Origin of the sequence: Limnobacter sp. SAORIC-690, from assembly GCF_002954425.1 — a bacterium.
In the GTDB taxonomy this organism is placed as follows: domain Bacteria; phylum Pseudomonadota; class Gammaproteobacteria; order Burkholderiales; family Burkholderiaceae_B; genus Limnobacter; species Limnobacter profundi.
Map to the genome: position 1 here is coordinate 1,977,344 of NZ_MQVZ01000001.1, position 15,732 is coordinate 1,993,075.

General features: G+C 52.7%; 15 protein-coding genes. 9 read left to right on the forward strand and 6 right to left on the reverse strand.

From position 1 onward, the window contains the following. Positions 1 to 10: 10 nt before the first annotated feature. The 3 genes from BSZ31_RS09440 to BSZ31_RS09450 all read right to left on the reverse strand — a co-directional run bounded on the left by BSZ31_RS09440 (position 11) and on the right by BSZ31_RS09450 (position 3,550). On the reverse strand, positions 11 to 2,443 hold the full coding sequence (locus BSZ31_RS09440; protein ID WP_105028543.1) for an ATP-binding protein: 2,433 nt from the start codon (positions 2,441 to 2,443) through the stop codon (positions 11 to 13). A 111-nt stretch (positions 2,444 to 2,554) separates the two neighbouring features. Then, a complete protein-coding gene (locus BSZ31_RS09445) occupies positions 2,555 to 3,334 on the reverse strand; it encodes a hypothetical protein (RefSeq protein WP_105028544.1) in 780 nt (259 codons plus the stop codon). A 3-nt stretch (positions 3,335 to 3,337) separates the two neighbouring features. Beyond that, on the reverse strand, positions 3,338 to 3,550 hold the full coding sequence (locus BSZ31_RS09450; RefSeq protein ID WP_105028545.1) for a hypothetical protein: 213 nt from the start codon (positions 3,548 to 3,550) through the stop codon (positions 3,338 to 3,340). 152 nt (positions 3,551 to 3,702) lie between these two features. Between BSZ31_RS09450 and BSZ31_RS09455 the strand changes: the two genes are divergently transcribed. The 3 genes from BSZ31_RS09455 to BSZ31_RS09465 all read left to right on the forward strand — a co-directional run bounded on the left by BSZ31_RS09455 (position 3,703) and on the right by BSZ31_RS09465 (position 5,681). Continuing rightward, complete coding sequence (locus BSZ31_RS09455; protein WP_105028546.1) at positions 3,703 to 4,179, forward strand: thioesterase family protein; 477 nt, start codon at positions 3,703 to 3,705, stop codon at positions 4,177 to 4,179. Beyond that, positions 4,176 to 5,108 (forward strand): alpha/beta fold hydrolase, encoded by a 933-nt coding sequence (locus BSZ31_RS09460; protein WP_105028547.1) that lies wholly within the window; start codon positions 4,176 to 4,178, stop codon positions 5,106 to 5,108. The genes BSZ31_RS09455 and BSZ31_RS09460 overlap by 4 nt, the downstream gene beginning before the upstream one ends. A 198-nt stretch (positions 5,109 to 5,306) precedes the next feature. Then, positions 5,307 to 5,681 (forward strand): 5-carboxymethyl-2-hydroxymuconate Delta-isomerase, encoded by a 375-nt coding sequence (locus tag BSZ31_RS09465; RefSeq protein WP_105028548.1) that lies wholly within the window; start codon positions 5,307 to 5,309, stop codon positions 5,679 to 5,681. 13 nt (positions 5,682 to 5,694) lie between these two features. Here BSZ31_RS09465 and BSZ31_RS09470 read toward each other — a convergent pair whose 3' ends face one another. Then, on the reverse strand, positions 5,695 to 6,465 hold the full coding sequence (locus tag BSZ31_RS09470) for a triacylglycerol lipase (protein ID WP_105028549.1): 771 nt from the start codon (positions 6,463 to 6,465) through the stop codon (positions 5,695 to 5,697). Between the two features lie 247 nt (positions 6,466 to 6,712). Here BSZ31_RS09470 and BSZ31_RS09475 point away from each other — a divergent pair, with 247 nt between their 5' ends. Continuing rightward, positions 6,713 to 7,333: a DUF2799 domain-containing protein gene (locus BSZ31_RS09475; protein ID WP_105028550.1), complete on the forward strand. Its 621-nt coding sequence runs from the start codon at positions 6,713 to 6,715 to the stop codon at positions 7,331 to 7,333. Between the two features lie 18 nt (positions 7,334 to 7,351). Here BSZ31_RS09475 and BSZ31_RS09480 read toward each other — a convergent pair whose 3' ends face one another. Both BSZ31_RS09480 and BSZ31_RS09485 read right to left on the reverse strand, forming a co-directional pair. Then, a complete protein-coding gene (locus BSZ31_RS09480; protein ID WP_168426921.1) occupies positions 7,352 to 8,626 on the reverse strand; it encodes an NAD(P)/FAD-dependent oxidoreductase in 1,275 nt (424 codons plus the stop codon). Positions 8,627 to 8,636: 10 nt separating this feature from the next. After that, positions 8,637 to 8,984: a c-type cytochrome gene (locus BSZ31_RS09485; protein ID WP_240605682.1), complete on the reverse strand. Its 348-nt coding sequence runs from the start codon at positions 8,982 to 8,984 to the stop codon at positions 8,637 to 8,639. A gap of 182 nt (positions 8,985 to 9,166) precedes the next feature. On the opposite strand from BSZ31_RS09485, the gene BSZ31_RS09490 reads away from it, so the two are divergent. The 5 genes from BSZ31_RS09490 to BSZ31_RS09510 all read left to right on the forward strand — a co-directional run bounded on the left by BSZ31_RS09490 (position 9,167) and on the right by BSZ31_RS09510 (position 15,711). Further along, a complete protein-coding gene (locus tag BSZ31_RS09490) occupies positions 9,167 to 12,217 on the forward strand; it encodes a parallel beta-helix domain-containing protein (protein ID WP_206018585.1) in 3,051 nt (1,016 codons plus the stop codon). 4 nt (positions 12,218 to 12,221) lie between these two features. Further along, a complete protein-coding gene (locus BSZ31_RS09495) occupies positions 12,222 to 13,037 on the forward strand; it encodes a mechanosensitive ion channel family protein (RefSeq protein ID WP_105028553.1) in 816 nt (271 codons plus the stop codon). An 81-nt stretch (positions 13,038 to 13,118) separates the two neighbouring features. Next, a complete protein-coding gene (locus BSZ31_RS09500; protein WP_168426922.1) occupies positions 13,119 to 13,736 on the forward strand; it encodes a DUF2796 domain-containing protein in 618 nt (205 codons plus the stop codon). After that, entirely contained in the window at positions 13,733 to 14,416 is a 684-nt protein-coding gene (locus tag BSZ31_RS09505) for an ABC transporter ATP-binding protein (protein WP_105028555.1), read from the forward strand. Before BSZ31_RS09500 ends, BSZ31_RS09505 begins: the two co-directional genes overlap by 4 nt. Beyond that, positions 14,413 to 15,711: an ABC transporter permease gene (locus BSZ31_RS09510; protein ID WP_105029820.1), complete on the forward strand. Its 1,299-nt coding sequence runs from the start codon at positions 14,413 to 14,415 to the stop codon at positions 15,709 to 15,711. Before BSZ31_RS09505 ends, BSZ31_RS09510 begins: the two co-directional genes overlap by 4 nt. The last annotated feature ends 21 nt before the right edge of the window (positions 15,712 to 15,732 follow it).

The following is a 15,732-nucleotide window of genomic DNA, read 5'->3' on the forward strand; positions in this document are numbered from 1 at the left end:
GTTTTGCATCTCAATGTGATCGGCCTGATTCTTTCAATCGGGCGTGAATGTCGTCGATCAACATGTCCGGATCAAATGGCTTGGTGATGAAATTGGTGAAACCAATGTTGAGGCATTCGTTTCTCATACTGCTGCTGACATGGCCTGAAACCGCATAGACCAGCAACCCTTGCAGTTCCTCATGCCGGCGGATCAGTCGTGTTGCTTCCAGGCCGTCCATGACCGGCATTTGCAGATCCATCAGCACAGCATCAAAATGTGCGTTTCCGCTGGTGAGCAAAGCCAGGGCGTCAGCCCCGTTGTAAACGCAGGTCACCGCAACACCCCGATTCTCCAGCAGTTTCTTGAAAACCTTGGCATTCAAGGCGTTGTCCTCGGCCAACAGCAGGCGCAGTGGTGTCGCACCTGTTTGCTCAGGAAAAGACGTTTGTTCTTCCCTCTCATTTTCATAGACACGGCTCAAACGTTTTCGTGTCAACGGTTTCATCAACTGGCGAATATTGTGTTTCTGGGCGATCGCTGGCAAATCTTTGCCAAGCCACACGATGTGTTGGGCCAAATGTTGTTGTCTGTCCAGAAACTGGCTTAGCCAGTTCATTTTGTCTGCACCCAGCGGCTCGGGGATGTCCAGCAATACGCGGGCATTGTCGTGTATGGGCAAAACTTTTTCGCTGGTGATGTCGCGGTGGAGAAAACGGACTTGCCAGTCTGGTTCAAGTGTTGTCGCAAGTTGCGGGTCCAAAGCCATGTCCCCCACGTGAAGCAACATCCGGTTGGCTGCATGGTTCTCAGAATCTGTTTGGTCTTGCTTCAGCTCTCCGTGTGCAAGTGGCAAGCGAAACTCAAATTGGGTGCCAAGATTGGGTTTGCTGCGAACCTGTATGGTTCCTCCCATCACCTCGATAATTTGTCGGCAGATTGCAAGGCCTAGCCCGGCGCCGTTGTAGCGCTTTTGAAGTGATGAATCAACTTGGTAAAACGCATCAAATATCCGTTCAATGTCGCTTTGAGGAATGCCCACACCTGTGTCGGATACTTCGACAACAAGTTGGTCCCGTTCCCGGCTTTCTGTCACAACCTGGAATCGTACCGTGACACTGCCAAACATCGTGAACTTGAATGCATTGGAAATCAGGTTCTGCACCACCTGTTCAATTCGGCCTCTGTCACCCAGGTAACTGGTTCGGCTGGACGGTGGTTCGAGAAGAATCGGCTCTACACCTGGTTTCTGAAGCCATTGCTGTTGCAGCATGTTTGCCGTGTTGTCGATCAGGGTGGCCAGCTGAAAATTGCTGTCGTTGAGTCGAAAGTATCCCTGCCGAATTTTGGACAGATCCAGAAGGTCATTCACAATCACATTGACTGCTTCACTGGATTGTTTAATGGCCTTGCCCAAGTCTTGCACTTCGGTGGAGTACGTTGGCGCATCCAGCATCATTGCAATGCTGTTGATCGAGGTCAGCGGAGTCCGTATTTCATGCGACACATTGGCAATCAGTCTGTCTTTTAATTCATTGGCCGATTTTGCCGATTCATAGGCAGCCTGCATGGCTTTGCGTGAGCGGTATTCGTGCAAGGACATCCAGACCACAATGGCCATGGTGATCACTGCAAGCAGAACAAGAAACGGGTGAATGCCAACCGTGGGGCTCCACCCTTGTTTTGGCGCCACCTCAATGGACCATTCGCCATACGGAAAAAAAACAGTCGATGAGATAGGGTCGATTAATTGGGAATCGGGGTTGCCGTGGATGGGTACCCAGTTGGCATGCATGGGGCTTTTTTGTTGAATACGTACAATCAGCCCCTGTTGTTCCAGTGGCTCAATTACCTTTTGTTTGACGTATTCAAAATCGATTAATACTGCGGCAAAACCCATCAAGTCGCGATTGCTGTCGGGGTTGCGTTGGCGGTAAACAGGGTATCGAAGAATCAGTGCATGACCACCTTGAACCAGTTCGCGCGGTCCTTCCATGATGGTTTTGCCTGTTAATGCGGCCTCTTCAAGATACGGCGCGGTCAGTGGGGCTTTGTAAAGATTCAGGCCAATTGCACTTTGGTTCAAAGCAGGGTTGGTCAGGAATGTAAGAATTCCTTTCGGTGCGTATTGCAGACTGCGAATGGCCGGGTTTTCGACTGACAACAGCGAGGAAAACTGCTCGAAACTGGCTTGATTTAACTCTGGGGTTTGCCGCACAAACACTTCGATTGAATGCAGATTGGCGCTGGCTTTGCCCACAATCTTGTCGAGCTTGTTGGCGTGGTGGTCCAGCGAGTAGCGCACCTCTGCTTTGACGCGTTGAGCCTCACTTTGCTGTTGGATGGAATTGAACAGCACCAGACTCAACACGCAAGCGCTGAGAGCCACACCAATTAGCCAAGGCAACAACCCAAGTGAGGATTGCTTGTTGCTACAGTTGGCAAATGTTTTGTTTGAGGACATGGTGGGCAAGGCTCATTACTTTGCGCTCAGAGTAGTCTTGCCAATCAGTCGATCATCTGCTGATTACAGTGGTTTAATCGCCTCGTTTACAATTGTTATAGATCTTGGGTCTCAGGCCGCGAAATAGGCCTTCATTCGATCCGCATAACCCAGTTCATCTGCTTTGGTCCTGGCCAGGTTGCGATAGGCTTTGTTCACCTTGTCGGTGAGCTTGGCCATTCGAACTTGTGCTTTGTCGTCCATTTCGGCGGTAATCAAACCGACTTCAACCAACAGGTTTTCATCTGAAAACGCAGCGGCAATCAGTTCAATCAATTTTTCGTCGTTCAGCATGTTGGCCAGCTTGGCAATGCGGTCCTTGCGTTGTGCATAAAACGAAATGTGCAGGTTGGCAGCCGGGTCTTTGATCACTTCCATGATCTCGATGGCTTTCTTCTCAGGAATGTAATCCGTAAAACCGCCCAGTACATGAAAGTCACCATGCTCGACCAGTTTGGCAGCAACTTTCTTCAATTGCTCAACCGGCAGATCCGAGAGCATATCCACTGCCCGCTCAGGAATCTGCTCGCGTGCCACTTCAGCCATGAAGTCGGCATCAAACAGTTTGCACAGGCTGATCGCCTTGCTCATGGGCGTGAAGTACGACATATTCGCAGTGATGGCAGGGCCAAACACCTTGGTACACAGTGTGGCACTGATGGAGTCGGGTGCCAGTTTGCCTGCACCTGCAATCCGCTCGAATACCGGGCCGAACTTGTTCAACAGGCTGTTCTGGAAATTGGTTCGCAATTTTTGTAAAGCCAAAGCATCCAGTTTGTCCAGGTAGGCCAGTTCATCGGCAGATTTGTGCAGTGCTTGTGCCAAACGGCGTAGTTCAGTGTTTCTGTCCATGATTTACAGTCCCAGAATTTTCTTAACGGTGCCACGCAACAGGCGGGGAATGTGCTCCAGCGCGTTGTCCATGCTTTGCTTCAGGAATGCGTCGTGGGCTTGGTGTGCAGCGGCCAGGTCGGCGGCCAGTTTCTTTTGACTGGCGGTACTGAGCTGCTCCAGCTCGGGCATGGGCTCACCTAGTGCGTCGATCAATGCGGGGTCCAGTTTGGGCATGCAAGTCTCCAGTTTTATTAAGTTTTGATGAATGATATGTTGAAAATTCGAATTCGACAGTTTTTCTTTCCCGTTTAGAGCATGGTGTCAAATTCAAGTCGGGGGCATATCGCATACACTTTGAACACTCACCTCACACTGATTGTTGATTCATGGCGCGCCTTCAACTGGACTTCCCGGATGAAAACTTTGTTTTCAGCACAACCTTGACGGTTCGAATCACGGACATCAATGCGGGTAACCACCTTGCCAACGATTCCATGATTTCCATGATCTCGGAGGCACGTGCGCGCTTCTTGTTTCAGATGGGGGTGCCTGAACTGTCCGAGGACAAAACCGGCATCATTGTGACCGACCTGGCCACCATGTACAGAAGCGAAGCGCATGCAAGGGATCAGCTTTTGTTTGAGGTGGGGTTGATGGATTTCAACAAATACGGTTGCGATATTGTTTTTAGAATCACACGCCCTGCGGATGGTCGATTAATTGCATTGGCCAAGTCGGGTTTTGTATTTTTCAATTACAACCTGAGCAAAGTCGTGCCAATGCCAAGCCAGGTGTTGACTACTTTTGAGCAAGCCTTGGCAAATCAACAGAATCGAAAAAACCAAAAAGAGAATAATCAGTGAACAGCTACATACCCTTGAAAACCCACGAATCGCACTACCTGGACTTGCGCGGTCTGCGCACCCACCTGCATTGCTGGGGCCCGGAAGATGCGCCTTTGCTGGTGATGGTTCACGGCTGGATGGATGTGGGAGCAAGCTACCAGTTTGTTGTGGATGCATTGAAACAGGAATACCGTGTTGTCGCTCCGGACTGGCGGGGGTTTGGTTTGAGTGATTGGCCGGTAGCCGACGGCTCGCCCGGCATTCGCTCTTACTGGTTTCCGGATTATCTGGCCGATCTGGACGCTTTGCTGGATCACCTCTCGCCCACAAAGCCAGTGAACCTTGTCGGGCATAGCATGGGTGGAAACATTGCCATGATGTATGCAGGTGTTCGACCACAGCGCATTCGCAGTGTGGTGAATCTGGAAGGTTTTGGCATGCTCGATTCACCGCCTGAAAAAGCACCCAAGCGCTATTCCAATTGGCTCGATGAAATTAAAACACCCAAAGAACTGCGCACTTACAGCAGCCTGGAGGCAGTGGCCAGGCGTTTGCAGAAAACCAACCACCGGCTGAGCGACGAGAAGGCCATGTATTTGGCGCAGTTCTGGAGCCGGGTGGGGAATGACGGTTACAGCTTGCTGGGCGATGCTGCGCACAAAATCATGAATCCAATTGGTTACAGGTTGGCAGAGGCGCAAGCCTGTTGGAGCAATATTGCAGCGCCGGTGTTGCATGTCGAAGCCAAACAGACCGAGGCAGGCATGTGGTTGAGCCGCGCCGGTGAGCCCGTTGATTTTGATGCGTTCCGTACCCGGTTCAACTGCGTGCCCAACTGGAGGCATGTGGTCGTTGACCATGCTGGACACATGGTTCATCACGATCAGCCTGAAGTGCTCGCCGGCTTGATCGAGTCGCACATTGCCCAAAGTACGAACGCAGGATAAAAAAAGCCGACTTCGTGAGAAGCCGGCTTAACCTTTCTCGCTTGCGGAGAAGAGGAGACATGAGGTTGAACACTGTTACAGCGCTCAATGTGAACATTCTCGCGCTTAGGTTTAGGAACGACAAGCAGTTTTGTAGGTAATTTATACTAGACAAAACCATGAACTTTCACGGTTTTGTCACATACACAGGCTTTCTACATGCCCCACATTACGATTGAATACAGTGACAACTTGCACAGTCTGGATGAGTCCTGGGTGCTGCTCCAAGTGAATAAAGCCTTGATGGGGCTCGGTATTTTCATGGATGCCGACATCAAGACCCGAATTCACGGTTTGCGTTCTTACCGCATGGGTGTGGCTGCGGCTGAAAGCGGTGACCATGCTTTTGTTGCAGCCACGGTCGAGTTACTCAGTGGTCGAGAATTCACCGTGCAGGAACACTTGGGGCAGGTGTTGCTCAAGGTACTTGAAAGAACATGCCTTCAAACAGACGGCCCACAAACCCAAATCAGTGTGCATGTGCGTGAAATGCAGTCCGAGTTGTATTTCAAATCGGTCAGCAAGCGCAGCTGATCGCCCTGGCGAATCAGGCACCCAACAATTGATGCGGGTTTTGCCCCTGCATTTTTCGTTTCAACAGTTCAATCAGTCTTGGTTCATCCAGCAAAGCCATGTGGCCCGTGCGGTCAATCACGTGATTTGCCGCACCTTCCAAATGGGCAAATCGGTGATGCAAAATCAGTGCATCCGGAATCGCGATTACGCTGCTCATTTTTTGCCGGTGAGCGTCGTCTTCCACGTTCAACTGGTTCAGAAAGTCGCTGTTGGGTAGCATGTCCACCGCACAGTCGCCCACACCCAGATGAGCCATACGGGTGCCATTGTTGGGCGAGGCCAGTGTGAACAGGTGTTGCACCTGGGTGTGGCTGTGCCAACGGGTGCTCATGGCTTTGCGCACGATCAGCCCACCCATGGAATGCCCCAGCAGGTAGGTATTGGCCCCTTCGCATTCGGCTTGTTCCAGAACTGTGTCCATGTAGTGCCCAAAATCTCGAGCCATCTCGTGTACCGAGGCCAGTACGTAGCGCGGCTGATACAAGGCCACACGCACGCCGCTCCAAAGCAGTTCCTCATACAGGGTGGCAAAACAGCCTGGTTTTTCCATATAGCCCGGCACCATGAACACGATGGGCAGTTGACGATTGTGGAAGTTTGGGCTGAATTCCGGCACGAATTGCGCTACGCGTTGGCGAAACAGAAAGCTTAAGCCAAACAGGTAACCTTCGCGGGCGGCGAGTTTGGCGACTTCGGCCACGCCCAATTTGGAGTGGCTGGATACAGGTGTTTGAGCGGCCATTGGTTGTCCCCTTTTGAAATGCTTAAGGTGTGCTGGCTCGTTTTATTTAAATTACGCTTGTATGCGCATTCACTACAATTGAATTAACGGCAGAAAAGCATCGCAATTGAGCACTTGTTGCAGAAATGTTGAATGCAATAAACATACCGCCCTGTCCCTTGTATCAACTTAGTCCACTCAGACTACAGACGGCTGTTTGTTGGGCGTGGTATAGATTTGTCATGAAAAAAACAAGATGAGGTGAGCAATGAGTGGGAGATTGTTGTCGGCGGTGCTGATACTTCTTGGCGCCAGTGGGTGTGCCACCCTGAGCAAGGAAGAATGCCTGGTGGCCAATTGGCGCGAGATTGGTTTTACTGATGCATCGCAAGGTTATACCCAGGCCCGGGTGGCAGAACACCGTGCGGCCTGTGCCGAGGCCAAGGTAACGGTGAACCTGGAGGAGTACAACAAGGGTTTCGAGCAGGGCTTGAAGAACTATTGCACGGTGAACACGGGTTTTGATCTGGGTTCCAAGGGGGCGGCTTACCCGGACCAGTGCAATGAGAAAACTTATCCAAGGGTTCGTGTGGGTTACAAGGAGGGCCAGGCTGTTTACAACGTGCAGCGGGAGCGCAACGAGGTGGAGCGCCAGCTACAGGACAAGCGCGAGCAATCCAAGGCCCTGACGGAGCAAATTACACAGAACCGGAGCAGGGCAGACAACAAGGCTTTGTCGTCCAGTGAGCGAAGCAAGGCGGAAAAAACTGTTTCGGCGCTTCAGCGCACTGCGGCAGATTTGTTTCGGGAAACCGGGGAACTGGAACAGAAAGCCCGCAGTCTGGATACCAAAATCAACCAGATGCGGGCCAGTTTTCAGCAGCGCTAGTTTATTGCGCTGTTACTTTTAAACCAGTGTGTCTGCCCAAATATTCTGGGCCCAATTCCAGGCATAAGTACCTTCCAGTTCATTGGGGGCTGCGGACACACCGCCTGAGCCTTCCACGGTCAGGAAGGTTTTCTTCTCGGCGTTGTACACATGCACGCTGGCCACATGAATCACGTTGCTGGTGGTCACGTAGCTGTAGCAGGTGTTGTTGGTCAACGGAGTGGCATTGGGTTCCCAACCACTCATTTGCGCCACAATGGCCGCCGCAACCACTTTGGCCTGGCTGTTGGCCATGTGGCCACTTTTGGGCATCAGGGGCGCGCCTTGTACCGAGTCGCCGATCACATGCACATTGGGCGCAACAGTGGATTCGAATGTCATGTAGTTGACCTCGGCCCAACGGTTGTTCAGGTTGGCAATGCCTGAATCGACTGCCAGTTTGCCTGCGCGCTGGTCGGGCAAAATGTTTAGTACATCGCCTTTGATGGGTTCTTCAAATTCGAAACGCACTGTTTTTGTTGCGCCATCCACGCCGGTGACCTTCATGTTGGGGCGATATTCCAGTATGCCTTTGTACTCGCTTTCCCACACGCCCTTGAACAACTTGCCTTTCGAGGTTACGTCGGCATTCGCATCCAGCAGCAGCACTTTGGATTTTGGTTTGTACTGTTTGAAGTAGTTGGCCACCATGCTGGCGCGCTCATAAGGGCCGGGTGGGCAGCGGTAGGGGGCCAGCGGCACATTTAAAATATAGGTGCCGCCATCGGGCATGGCTTCAAGTTGCTTGCGCAAACCCACGGTTTCAGGGCCGGCTTTCCAGGCTTGCAAAATTTGGCCGCTGGCGTTGGCTGCTGCAAGGCCCTCAATTTTGTCCAGTTGCAAATCAATGCCCGGTGATAACACCAGTTTGTCGTAGGGCAGGGTTTTGCCGTTTTTCAGTTTTACAGTGCGTTTTTCAACGTCAATGGCAGTGACATAATCCTTCACCATTTTCACGCCGTGGTTGCGGGTAAGGCCAGTGTAGGGGGTGCTGATTTCGTTGATCTTCCGAATACCGCCCACCACCAGATTACTCATCGGGCAGGAAACGAAAGTTGAATTGGGTTCAACCAAGGTGACATCGAGCTGGTTGCCGGAAAGCATGCGAAGGTATTTTGCCGCCGTGGCACCACCGTAACCGCCACCAATCACCACCACTTTGCCTTTGGCGCTTTTTGCTGTGGCTGACAGGGGCATGCCGCCCAACAAGGCCGTGGCCAATGCGCTGGTTTGTAAAAATTGTCGTCTTTGCATGGTGCGCTCCTTAGTCTTTTTTGCCGAGGTAGTTGGCGATGATGTCGATTTGCTCGTCGGTGTAACCTTTGGCAAGTTGATGCATCACGGTGGCGGGGCGCTGCCCGGTTTTAAACCAGATCATGTTGGTTTTAATGTATTCAACACTCAGGTTGGCAAGACCGGTCACGGCGCTTCCTTCAACACCTTGGCCGTTGGTGCCGTGGCAGTTCGCACATGTCGCGGCCAGGCTGGCGGCTTGCAGTTTTTTCTCGGGTGTCAATTCACTGGCGATGGCACCAGTGCCCAACAGCAGGCCGCTGCCTGCCAGCGTGGCTGCCATCAGCAGCCTTTTGGCGCGTTGTTGTAAGTCAGTCATTGCTGTCCCTCCAATTCTTATATGAGTGAATGCTTTTGTAGGTAGTGTGGATCGAATATGAATCATCACGCATGCAGTGTCAATTAGCCGACACAAGGCGCAATCCACTTTGATTCTAGCGTGGTAACAGGTACAGGCAAGCAGTTTTTTCTCATATGCATATAACAAGATCGAGGTTGGACGTGGCTCACTCCAAACGTGCACTGCAAGCAGTACTCCTTTCCCTGTCCACTTTGGTGCTTGGCGCTTGTCTGTCGTCAGGCGGGGACGACCCCACAAATACCGCTGGCGGTGGTTCGGTCATTAACCCGGCGGAATCCACTGGCCGGGTATTTTTGATTCAGCCAGGCCCCAATGCCACGGAAGAAATGGTCAAGGCCATGGTGCAGCTCAAGCCCAAAGACATTCTGAGGTTTGATTGCGGCTTTTTTGATTTGAAAACCGGCATTCAGATTACAACCACTGAGGATGTGATTATTGAGGGCTGCGGCATGGATGAAACCTTCCTGTCGTTTCGTGAAAGCACTTCGCAAGAGGGTTTTCTGGCCTCGAATGTGCGCGGCATTACCGTGCGCAACCTGACGATTGGCGACTCTCCTGGGGACGCGTTCAAAATGAAGGGCGTGAACCACGGTACGTTGAAGAAAGTGCGTGCCATTTGGAGTAGCGGCCGCAAGCTGCCTGAAGAACGCCCCATTACTGCTGCCAACTTTCGCGATGAAATCAAAGTGGCCTGTACCGACCCCGCACGCCACAACCCAGCCAACCCCAACCCCTTGGAAACTGACAACACCTCTCCCGACTACACGGTGAGCACGGCTTCAGGGCGTTATGGCATTTACCCCGTTGAAAGCCGCAATATTCTGGTCGAGGAAACTGAAAGTATTGGCGCATCCGATGCCGGTATTTATGTGGGCCAAACCAATATTGCGAAAATTCGCAAAAGCCGCGCTGCATTCAATGTGTTCGGATTCGAGATTGAGAACGTTCAGGACGGCGAATATTCCGAAAACCTGGCTGAGTGCAATTCCGGTGGTTTCCTGGTGTACGACCTGGACAACCTGACCCAATATGGCTCGCGCTCAAGGGTGTACAACAATATTTCCCGCAACAACAACACTTACAACTTTGCGGTGCCAGGTTCGATTGTGGCCAACGTGCCGCGCGGTTCAGGCCTGATTACCCTGGCTTACGACAAGATCGATATTTACGACAACGTATTCGAGAACAACGGCACCGCCGGCATTATTTTGACCAGTTACGATCTGCTGGGCGAGAATGGCGACCGCCGCATGGATGTGTATTCCGAAGCAGTGAACATTTTCGACAACACCTTCAAGAACAACGGCAATGATTTGCCGCAGCCCGATTTCGCCAGCATTATTGCCACGCAAGGCGGGCAGATCAGCAGTGCCTTTCCGCTGGTGGTGGGTTTGAAAAATGCGCTGGGCGGTGGTGGTTATCGTGGCGCACACATTGTGTGGGATGGCTACACCGACACCTTGAACCGCAGCTGTGACCTACCCAAAGACCGCAACGGCAACCCTGTGGCTGTGGATGCCGATGGCAAGCCAATTCAGGGCAACCAAAACCCCAATCCAAGCTGCCGTTACAACAAATACAAGTTTGAATCGAATGGGCAGCGCAAGGTACCCGCCTGGTGGTTCAGCTGTATCAACCCCAACAACAATTTTGGATCAGACAGCCTGGCCTTTGCAAACTTTCACGGCACCCGTGGTCTGGATGCAGTCATTGACCTGAATACCAATGACCCCACGGCCAACTTGTCGCTGGAATACATTCAATCCATTGCCACAGGCATTCCCTTGTTGCCCAGTGAGTTTGATATCAGTAAACACGATTGCATGGCGCGCTTTGGCGCCGACCTGCCGCGTTTGCCCGACTTTGAATTCGAGCCTTTCGTACCCAGCGGGCAGTTTGCACCGGAGCCCGCTGCCGAGGCTGTGAAAGCGCTTTGTGAAGTGCCCCTGAAAGCAGGTGTGGTGAACCAGGCGGCTGCACAAGTCAACTGTCCTGATTTGGCTCAGTACAACCTGTTTGCCGATGACCAGAACCCGGCCAGCAAACCGAACGGGCAGGGCATGCCGTATGTGTTGAACAGCAAGCTGTTTAGCGATTACTCCATCAAGCATCGGGTGATATTCATTCCGGAGGGCAAGCAGGCCCGCTTCCTGGAGGACGAGGCCAGTCGCGTGAATTCCACCATTGAGTTCCCGGTGGGGACCATCATTGCCAAAACTTTCTCATTTGTAGATCAGCCGCGTGCCAAAGAGACGCCTTATGAAACACGTTTGCTGATCAAGCGCCAACGCACCGATGGGCAGAACTACTGGGAAGCGCTGGAGTACATTTGGCAAGATGCGGGCAACGGCAAGCGCAAAGCCGTATTGACGCAGTTTGGCGGCACTGCCTCGGCCAATTGGGATTATGTGGATGTGGACTCGGGCAAGCGCCAGGTGGGCAGCACCAACGCGTACTTGTTCCCCAACGCCAGTCAGTGTGCCATTTGCCACAGCAACAACGATGTTGATCCCGGTTCCGCACCCATCGGTCCCAAGCCGCGCAATTTGAACCGCGCCTATGTGAACGAGTCGCCCTTGTTCACCGGGCAGGCGCAGCATCCGGTCAATGGCAAAAACCAGTTGAAGTTCATGTGTGACACGGGATTGATGAATGGTTGCCCAAGCAGCTTTGAGCTGGACCAGCGTCAAGTGGCCACCAACGTGAACCACATTCCAAAATTCAACAAGCCTGGCGACTCTGGCTTGCCTGCCAATTCCAAAGGGGACATCGAGGCGCGGGCAAGGGCCTACCTGGAAGTGAACTGTGCGCACTGCCACAACGTCAACGGGCAGGCCTCCAACACCGGCTTCTATGTGGATGTGTTCCGCGCCGTGGACAGTACCTATGGCATTTGTAAAAAGCCCACTGCCAGTGGATCGGAAGGGCGGGGAACCCGCACTTACGATATTCACCCGGCCATGTCCAGTGACTCGATTGTGCCCTATCGCATGGGCCCCGAGGCGGTGGAGCTGGCTGCCAAGATGCCGCCCTTGGCGCGCAGTGTGGTGCATGATGAGGCAGTGGCTTTGATCAATCAGTGGATCGATCAAGTCATCGATTCAAGTTATGAAAACGCCGATGCCTGCCAAGAGGGCAACACGTCCGGCGGTGGTTTGCCCTTGATTGGAGGTCTGCCCCTGTTACCATAAGGGGATGGAATTTCTCAAAAACCCCACTGCATTGTTCTTGTTCAAGCTGGCCATCACTTTCGGGTTGATGGCCAGTGGCTTCTTCGTGAACAGGGCCTTGTCCTGGTCGCTTCGCAAGCTTCATCCTTACCACCCCGAAAAAGCCCGCTCCCAACTGGTGTTCTTGAAGAACCTGGTGCGCATGGCCGTATTTTTTCTGCTCATTTCGGTGTGGGCCTCGCAAATCACCGGTGCTTTTCTCAGTGTGGTGGCCATTGCAGGTGCCTTGATCATCACCGGCAAGGAGGTGGTCCTCAGTTTGCTGGGCTATGTGAACATTTCGCTGTCCAAGCCATTTCGAATTGGCGACTACATTGAAATAGGCACACAAAATGGCCGGGTAATCGACATTGATTTGCTCAGCACCAAGCTGTTTGAAATTGGTATGTCTGGCAAATACACCGGGCGACGGCTTGCGGTGCCCAATGCGATGGTGCTCACCCAAACCATCAAACATTTGTCCATGCTGGGCAAGTTCAGTCTGTACACCATTGAAATCATTTTGCCTTTCAAGGCCGACACTGCCAGGGCCGAGCAAGTTGCCTTGCAGGTGGCCAACACGGTTTCAGCCAGTTGGGTGGAAGAGGCCGATCAGTATTTCGACCGCATCGAGGTCTCGGAATTTGTTGATTTGCCCAGCGCAAAACCCGAGGTGTTTTGGCAGGCCTACAATGAACTTGCACACAAAATGATTATTCGCCTGGCTTGCCCGCTTGAAAAGCGTGGCGATGCGGAGCAGGCAATTTACAAGGGCTTTTGGCGGGAGTTTGGTCCTGTTTAGGTGCTTGTTTTGATTCGGGAACCTCTTGCCGTGGTGGTTGGTCTATTGGGCAAGACAATGAAATACAACGAAGGGACATTCATGACAAAGTTCGCAGTTCAACCCCGATGCCTTCGGCTTGCCATGCTCGCCATCGCAGCACTGCTGGGCACCTCTGCCTTTGCGCATGGCAATGACGGGCATTCGCACGACCAGGCCAAGACCGATAGCAGACACAACGATGCCGCGCACGTGCACGGCCTTGGCGAGATGGAAATTGTGCAGGATGGCAACGGCCTGTTTATCAGCTTGTATTCACCGCTTGAAAATGTGTTGGGCTTGGAGCGTGCACCCAAAACCGATGCGGAAAAGGTGAAGGCGCGCCGGGTCGTTTCCTTGCTGAAAGCCAATGGTCTGTTTGCCTTTTCACCTGAGGCGCAGTGCAAGCGTACGGGCTACAAGTTGTACTCTGAAATTCTGAATCCACACTCCCATGGCCCTGGCGATGATCATCAGCATCACGATGACGCCAATGGGCATTCCGACTTTCGCGCATCCTATGAATTCGAATGTGAGCAACCCGCCAAACTGAAGGTGATCGATGTGCGTGTGTTTCGCCAGTTTTCCGGTTTCGAAAAAATTGAAGTGCAGGCCTTGTTTCCGAAAGGCCAGATTGGTGCAAGCCTTACTCCCAAGCAGAGTACATTGGTGGTGCAATGACCTTGGCAGTACTTCGCTGCAACAACCTTGCATTCAAATACGCCAACAGCGGGTTTGAATTAAAAATCCCTGAGTTTTCCATGCAAGCCGGGGACACAGTTTTTCTGGAGGGCGACAGTGGCAGTGGTAAAAGCACCTTGCTGAATTTGATGGCTGGCGTGTTGTTGCCTCAAAGCGGCCATGTCAGCTTGATGGGCCAAAATTTAAGCACTTTGTCGGCCAGCCAATGCGATTCACTTCGGGTAGATCACATTGGTTTTCTGTTTCAGCAATTCAACTTGTTGAGTTATTTGAGTGTGTTGGACAACGTGACTTTGCCGTGCAAGTTCTCAAAGCGCCGCAAACAAAATGCCTTGATGCAAGCGGGCACCGTGCAGCAATCGGCTGAAAGTTTGCTGAACGCGCTTGGAATGGGCAAATACCTGAATCAATCCGTGTCCACCCTGTCGGTTGGTCAGCAACAGCGTGTGGCAGCTGCCAGGGCCTTGATCGGTCAGCCCGATTTGATTATCGCCGACGAACCCACCTCCGCACTGGATGCCGGCCACCAAGCGCAGTTCGTTCAATTGTTGCTGGCACAGGCCGCTGAACAAAACACGGCTGTGTTGTTGGTCAGTCACGATCCCGGTTTGGCGCAGCACTGCGCAAAACGCCAGCACATCGGGCAGTGGCAAGCATGATCCAAACACTTTTTCTATTGGCCGGTCGAAGCGCCTGGAGCCGCAAAGGCAGCCTTTTGTTGCTGTTGCTCAGTGTGATCACGTCCACTTGTCTGTTATTGGGCATCGATTTGGCCCGCCAAAGCGCCAAAGCCAGTTTTTCAAATGCAGTGGCAGGCACAGATTTGATTGTTGGGGCGCAAACAAGCCCGGTTTCGCTTTTGTTGTACAGCGTGTTTCGAATTGGCCAAGCCACGCGCAATGTGCCTTACGCCGAGTTCGAACGTCTGGAGCAAGACCCCCGTGTGAAGTCTGCTTTGCCGATTGCACTGGGTGATTCTTACCAAGGCTTTGCGGTGGTGGGCACCAAGGCCGTTTATTTTGATCAGTTTTTGTACGGCGCACGGCAAAACCTGCAATTTGCACAGGGCCGGGCCTTTGAAAACTACAGCGTAGGCAAGCCTGCAGGTGTTTTGTTTGAAGCTGTGCTGGGCGCAGAAGTAGCCAAGCGCTTAAAGCACAAGGTAGGTGACAGGATTGCACTAAGCCATGGCATGCAAATTCAGCAGACTGAGCCGAGTCATGCGGACAAACCTTTTACTGTGGTGGGTGTGTTGCAACCCACGGGCACCCCGGTGGATCAAAGCGTGCACATTAGCTTGGCGGGTATCGAAGCCATTCACGTGGATTGGGCGGCAGGTGTTCCTGTGCCCGGTGCCGAAATTCCTGCTGAATACGTGACCAAGTTTAATTTGCAGCCCAAGTCGGTTACCGCTGTGCTGCTTGGCTTGAACAACCGGGCGGGTGTTTTTCGCATGCAGCGTGAACTTGAAAGCAGGCCCAATGTGGCGCTCAGCGCTATTTTGCCCGGTGTGGCCTTAAGTACCTTGTGGCAAACCGTGGGTGTGGTTGAGCGGGTGTTGTTGTTTGTGGCTGCATTGGTGGCGGTGGTGAGTGCTTTGGGCCTGACCAGTGTAATGTTGGTAACCTTGGGGCAACGCAGGCGAGAAATGGCTGTGTTGCGTTCAACGGGTGCCGGGCCCCGCACGGTGTTTGGTTTGTTGTTTCTTGAAAGTGCCCTGGTGATGTGGGTGGGGGTTGCGTTGGGCTCATTGGTACTTGCGCTGGGCGGTGCTGCACTTGCCCCCTGGGTTCAGGCACAATTTGGTTTACAACTGGTGGGGCTACAGGAACTGGGCGCGGGTTTGCTGGCGGTGCTTGCTTTTGCGGCGTTCGGCAGCTTGCTGGGTTTGGTGCCCGCATTTCAGGCCTATCGAAACCAGTTGCAAGACGGATTAAACCCCAAAACAAATTGATTCGAAATCAAGTTATTCGCA

Excerpts from the sequence above, each read along its gene's own strand:
- BSZ31_RS09510 (WP_105029820.1), top strand. The coding sequence starts at position 14,413 with ATGATCCAAACACTTTTTCTATTGGCCGGTCGAAGCGCCTGGAGCCGC.
- BSZ31_RS09485 (WP_240605682.1), bottom strand. The coding sequence starts at position 8,984 with ATGACTGACTTACAACAACGCGCCAAAAGGCTGCTGATGGCAGCCACG.
- BSZ31_RS09475 (WP_105028550.1), top strand. The coding sequence starts at position 6,713 with ATGAGTGGGAGATTGTTGTCGGCGGTGCTGATACTTCTTGGCGCCAGT.
- BSZ31_RS09440 (WP_105028543.1), bottom strand. The coding sequence starts at position 2,443 with ATGTCCTCAAACAAAACATTTGCCAACTGTAGCAACAAGCAATCCTCA.
- BSZ31_RS09465 (WP_105028548.1), top strand. The coding sequence starts at position 5,307 with ATGCCCCACATTACGATTGAATACAGTGACAACTTGCACAGTCTGGAT.
- BSZ31_RS09480 (WP_168426921.1), bottom strand. The coding sequence starts at position 8,626 with ATGCAAAGACGACAATTTTTACAAACCAGCGCATTGGCCACGGCCTTG.
- BSZ31_RS09505 (WP_105028555.1), top strand. The coding sequence starts at position 13,733 with ATGACCTTGGCAGTACTTCGCTGCAACAACCTTGCATTCAAATACGCC.
- BSZ31_RS09455 (WP_105028546.1), top strand. The coding sequence starts at position 3,703 with ATGGCGCGCCTTCAACTGGACTTCCCGGATGAAAACTTTGTTTTCAGC.
- BSZ31_RS09495 (WP_105028553.1), top strand. The coding sequence starts at position 12,222 with ATGGAATTTCTCAAAAACCCCACTGCATTGTTCTTGTTCAAGCTGGCC.
- BSZ31_RS09450 (WP_105028545.1), bottom strand. The coding sequence starts at position 3,550 with ATGCCCAAACTGGACCCCGCATTGATCGACGCACTAGGTGAGCCCATG.
- BSZ31_RS09470 (WP_105028549.1), bottom strand. The coding sequence starts at position 6,465 with ATGGCCGCTCAAACACCTGTATCCAGCCACTCCAAATTGGGCGTGGCC.
- BSZ31_RS09445 (WP_105028544.1), bottom strand. The coding sequence starts at position 3,334 with ATGGACAGAAACACTGAACTACGCCGTTTGGCACAAGCACTGCACAAA.
- BSZ31_RS09500 (WP_168426922.1), top strand. The coding sequence starts at position 13,119 with ATGACAAAGTTCGCAGTTCAACCCCGATGCCTTCGGCTTGCCATGCTC.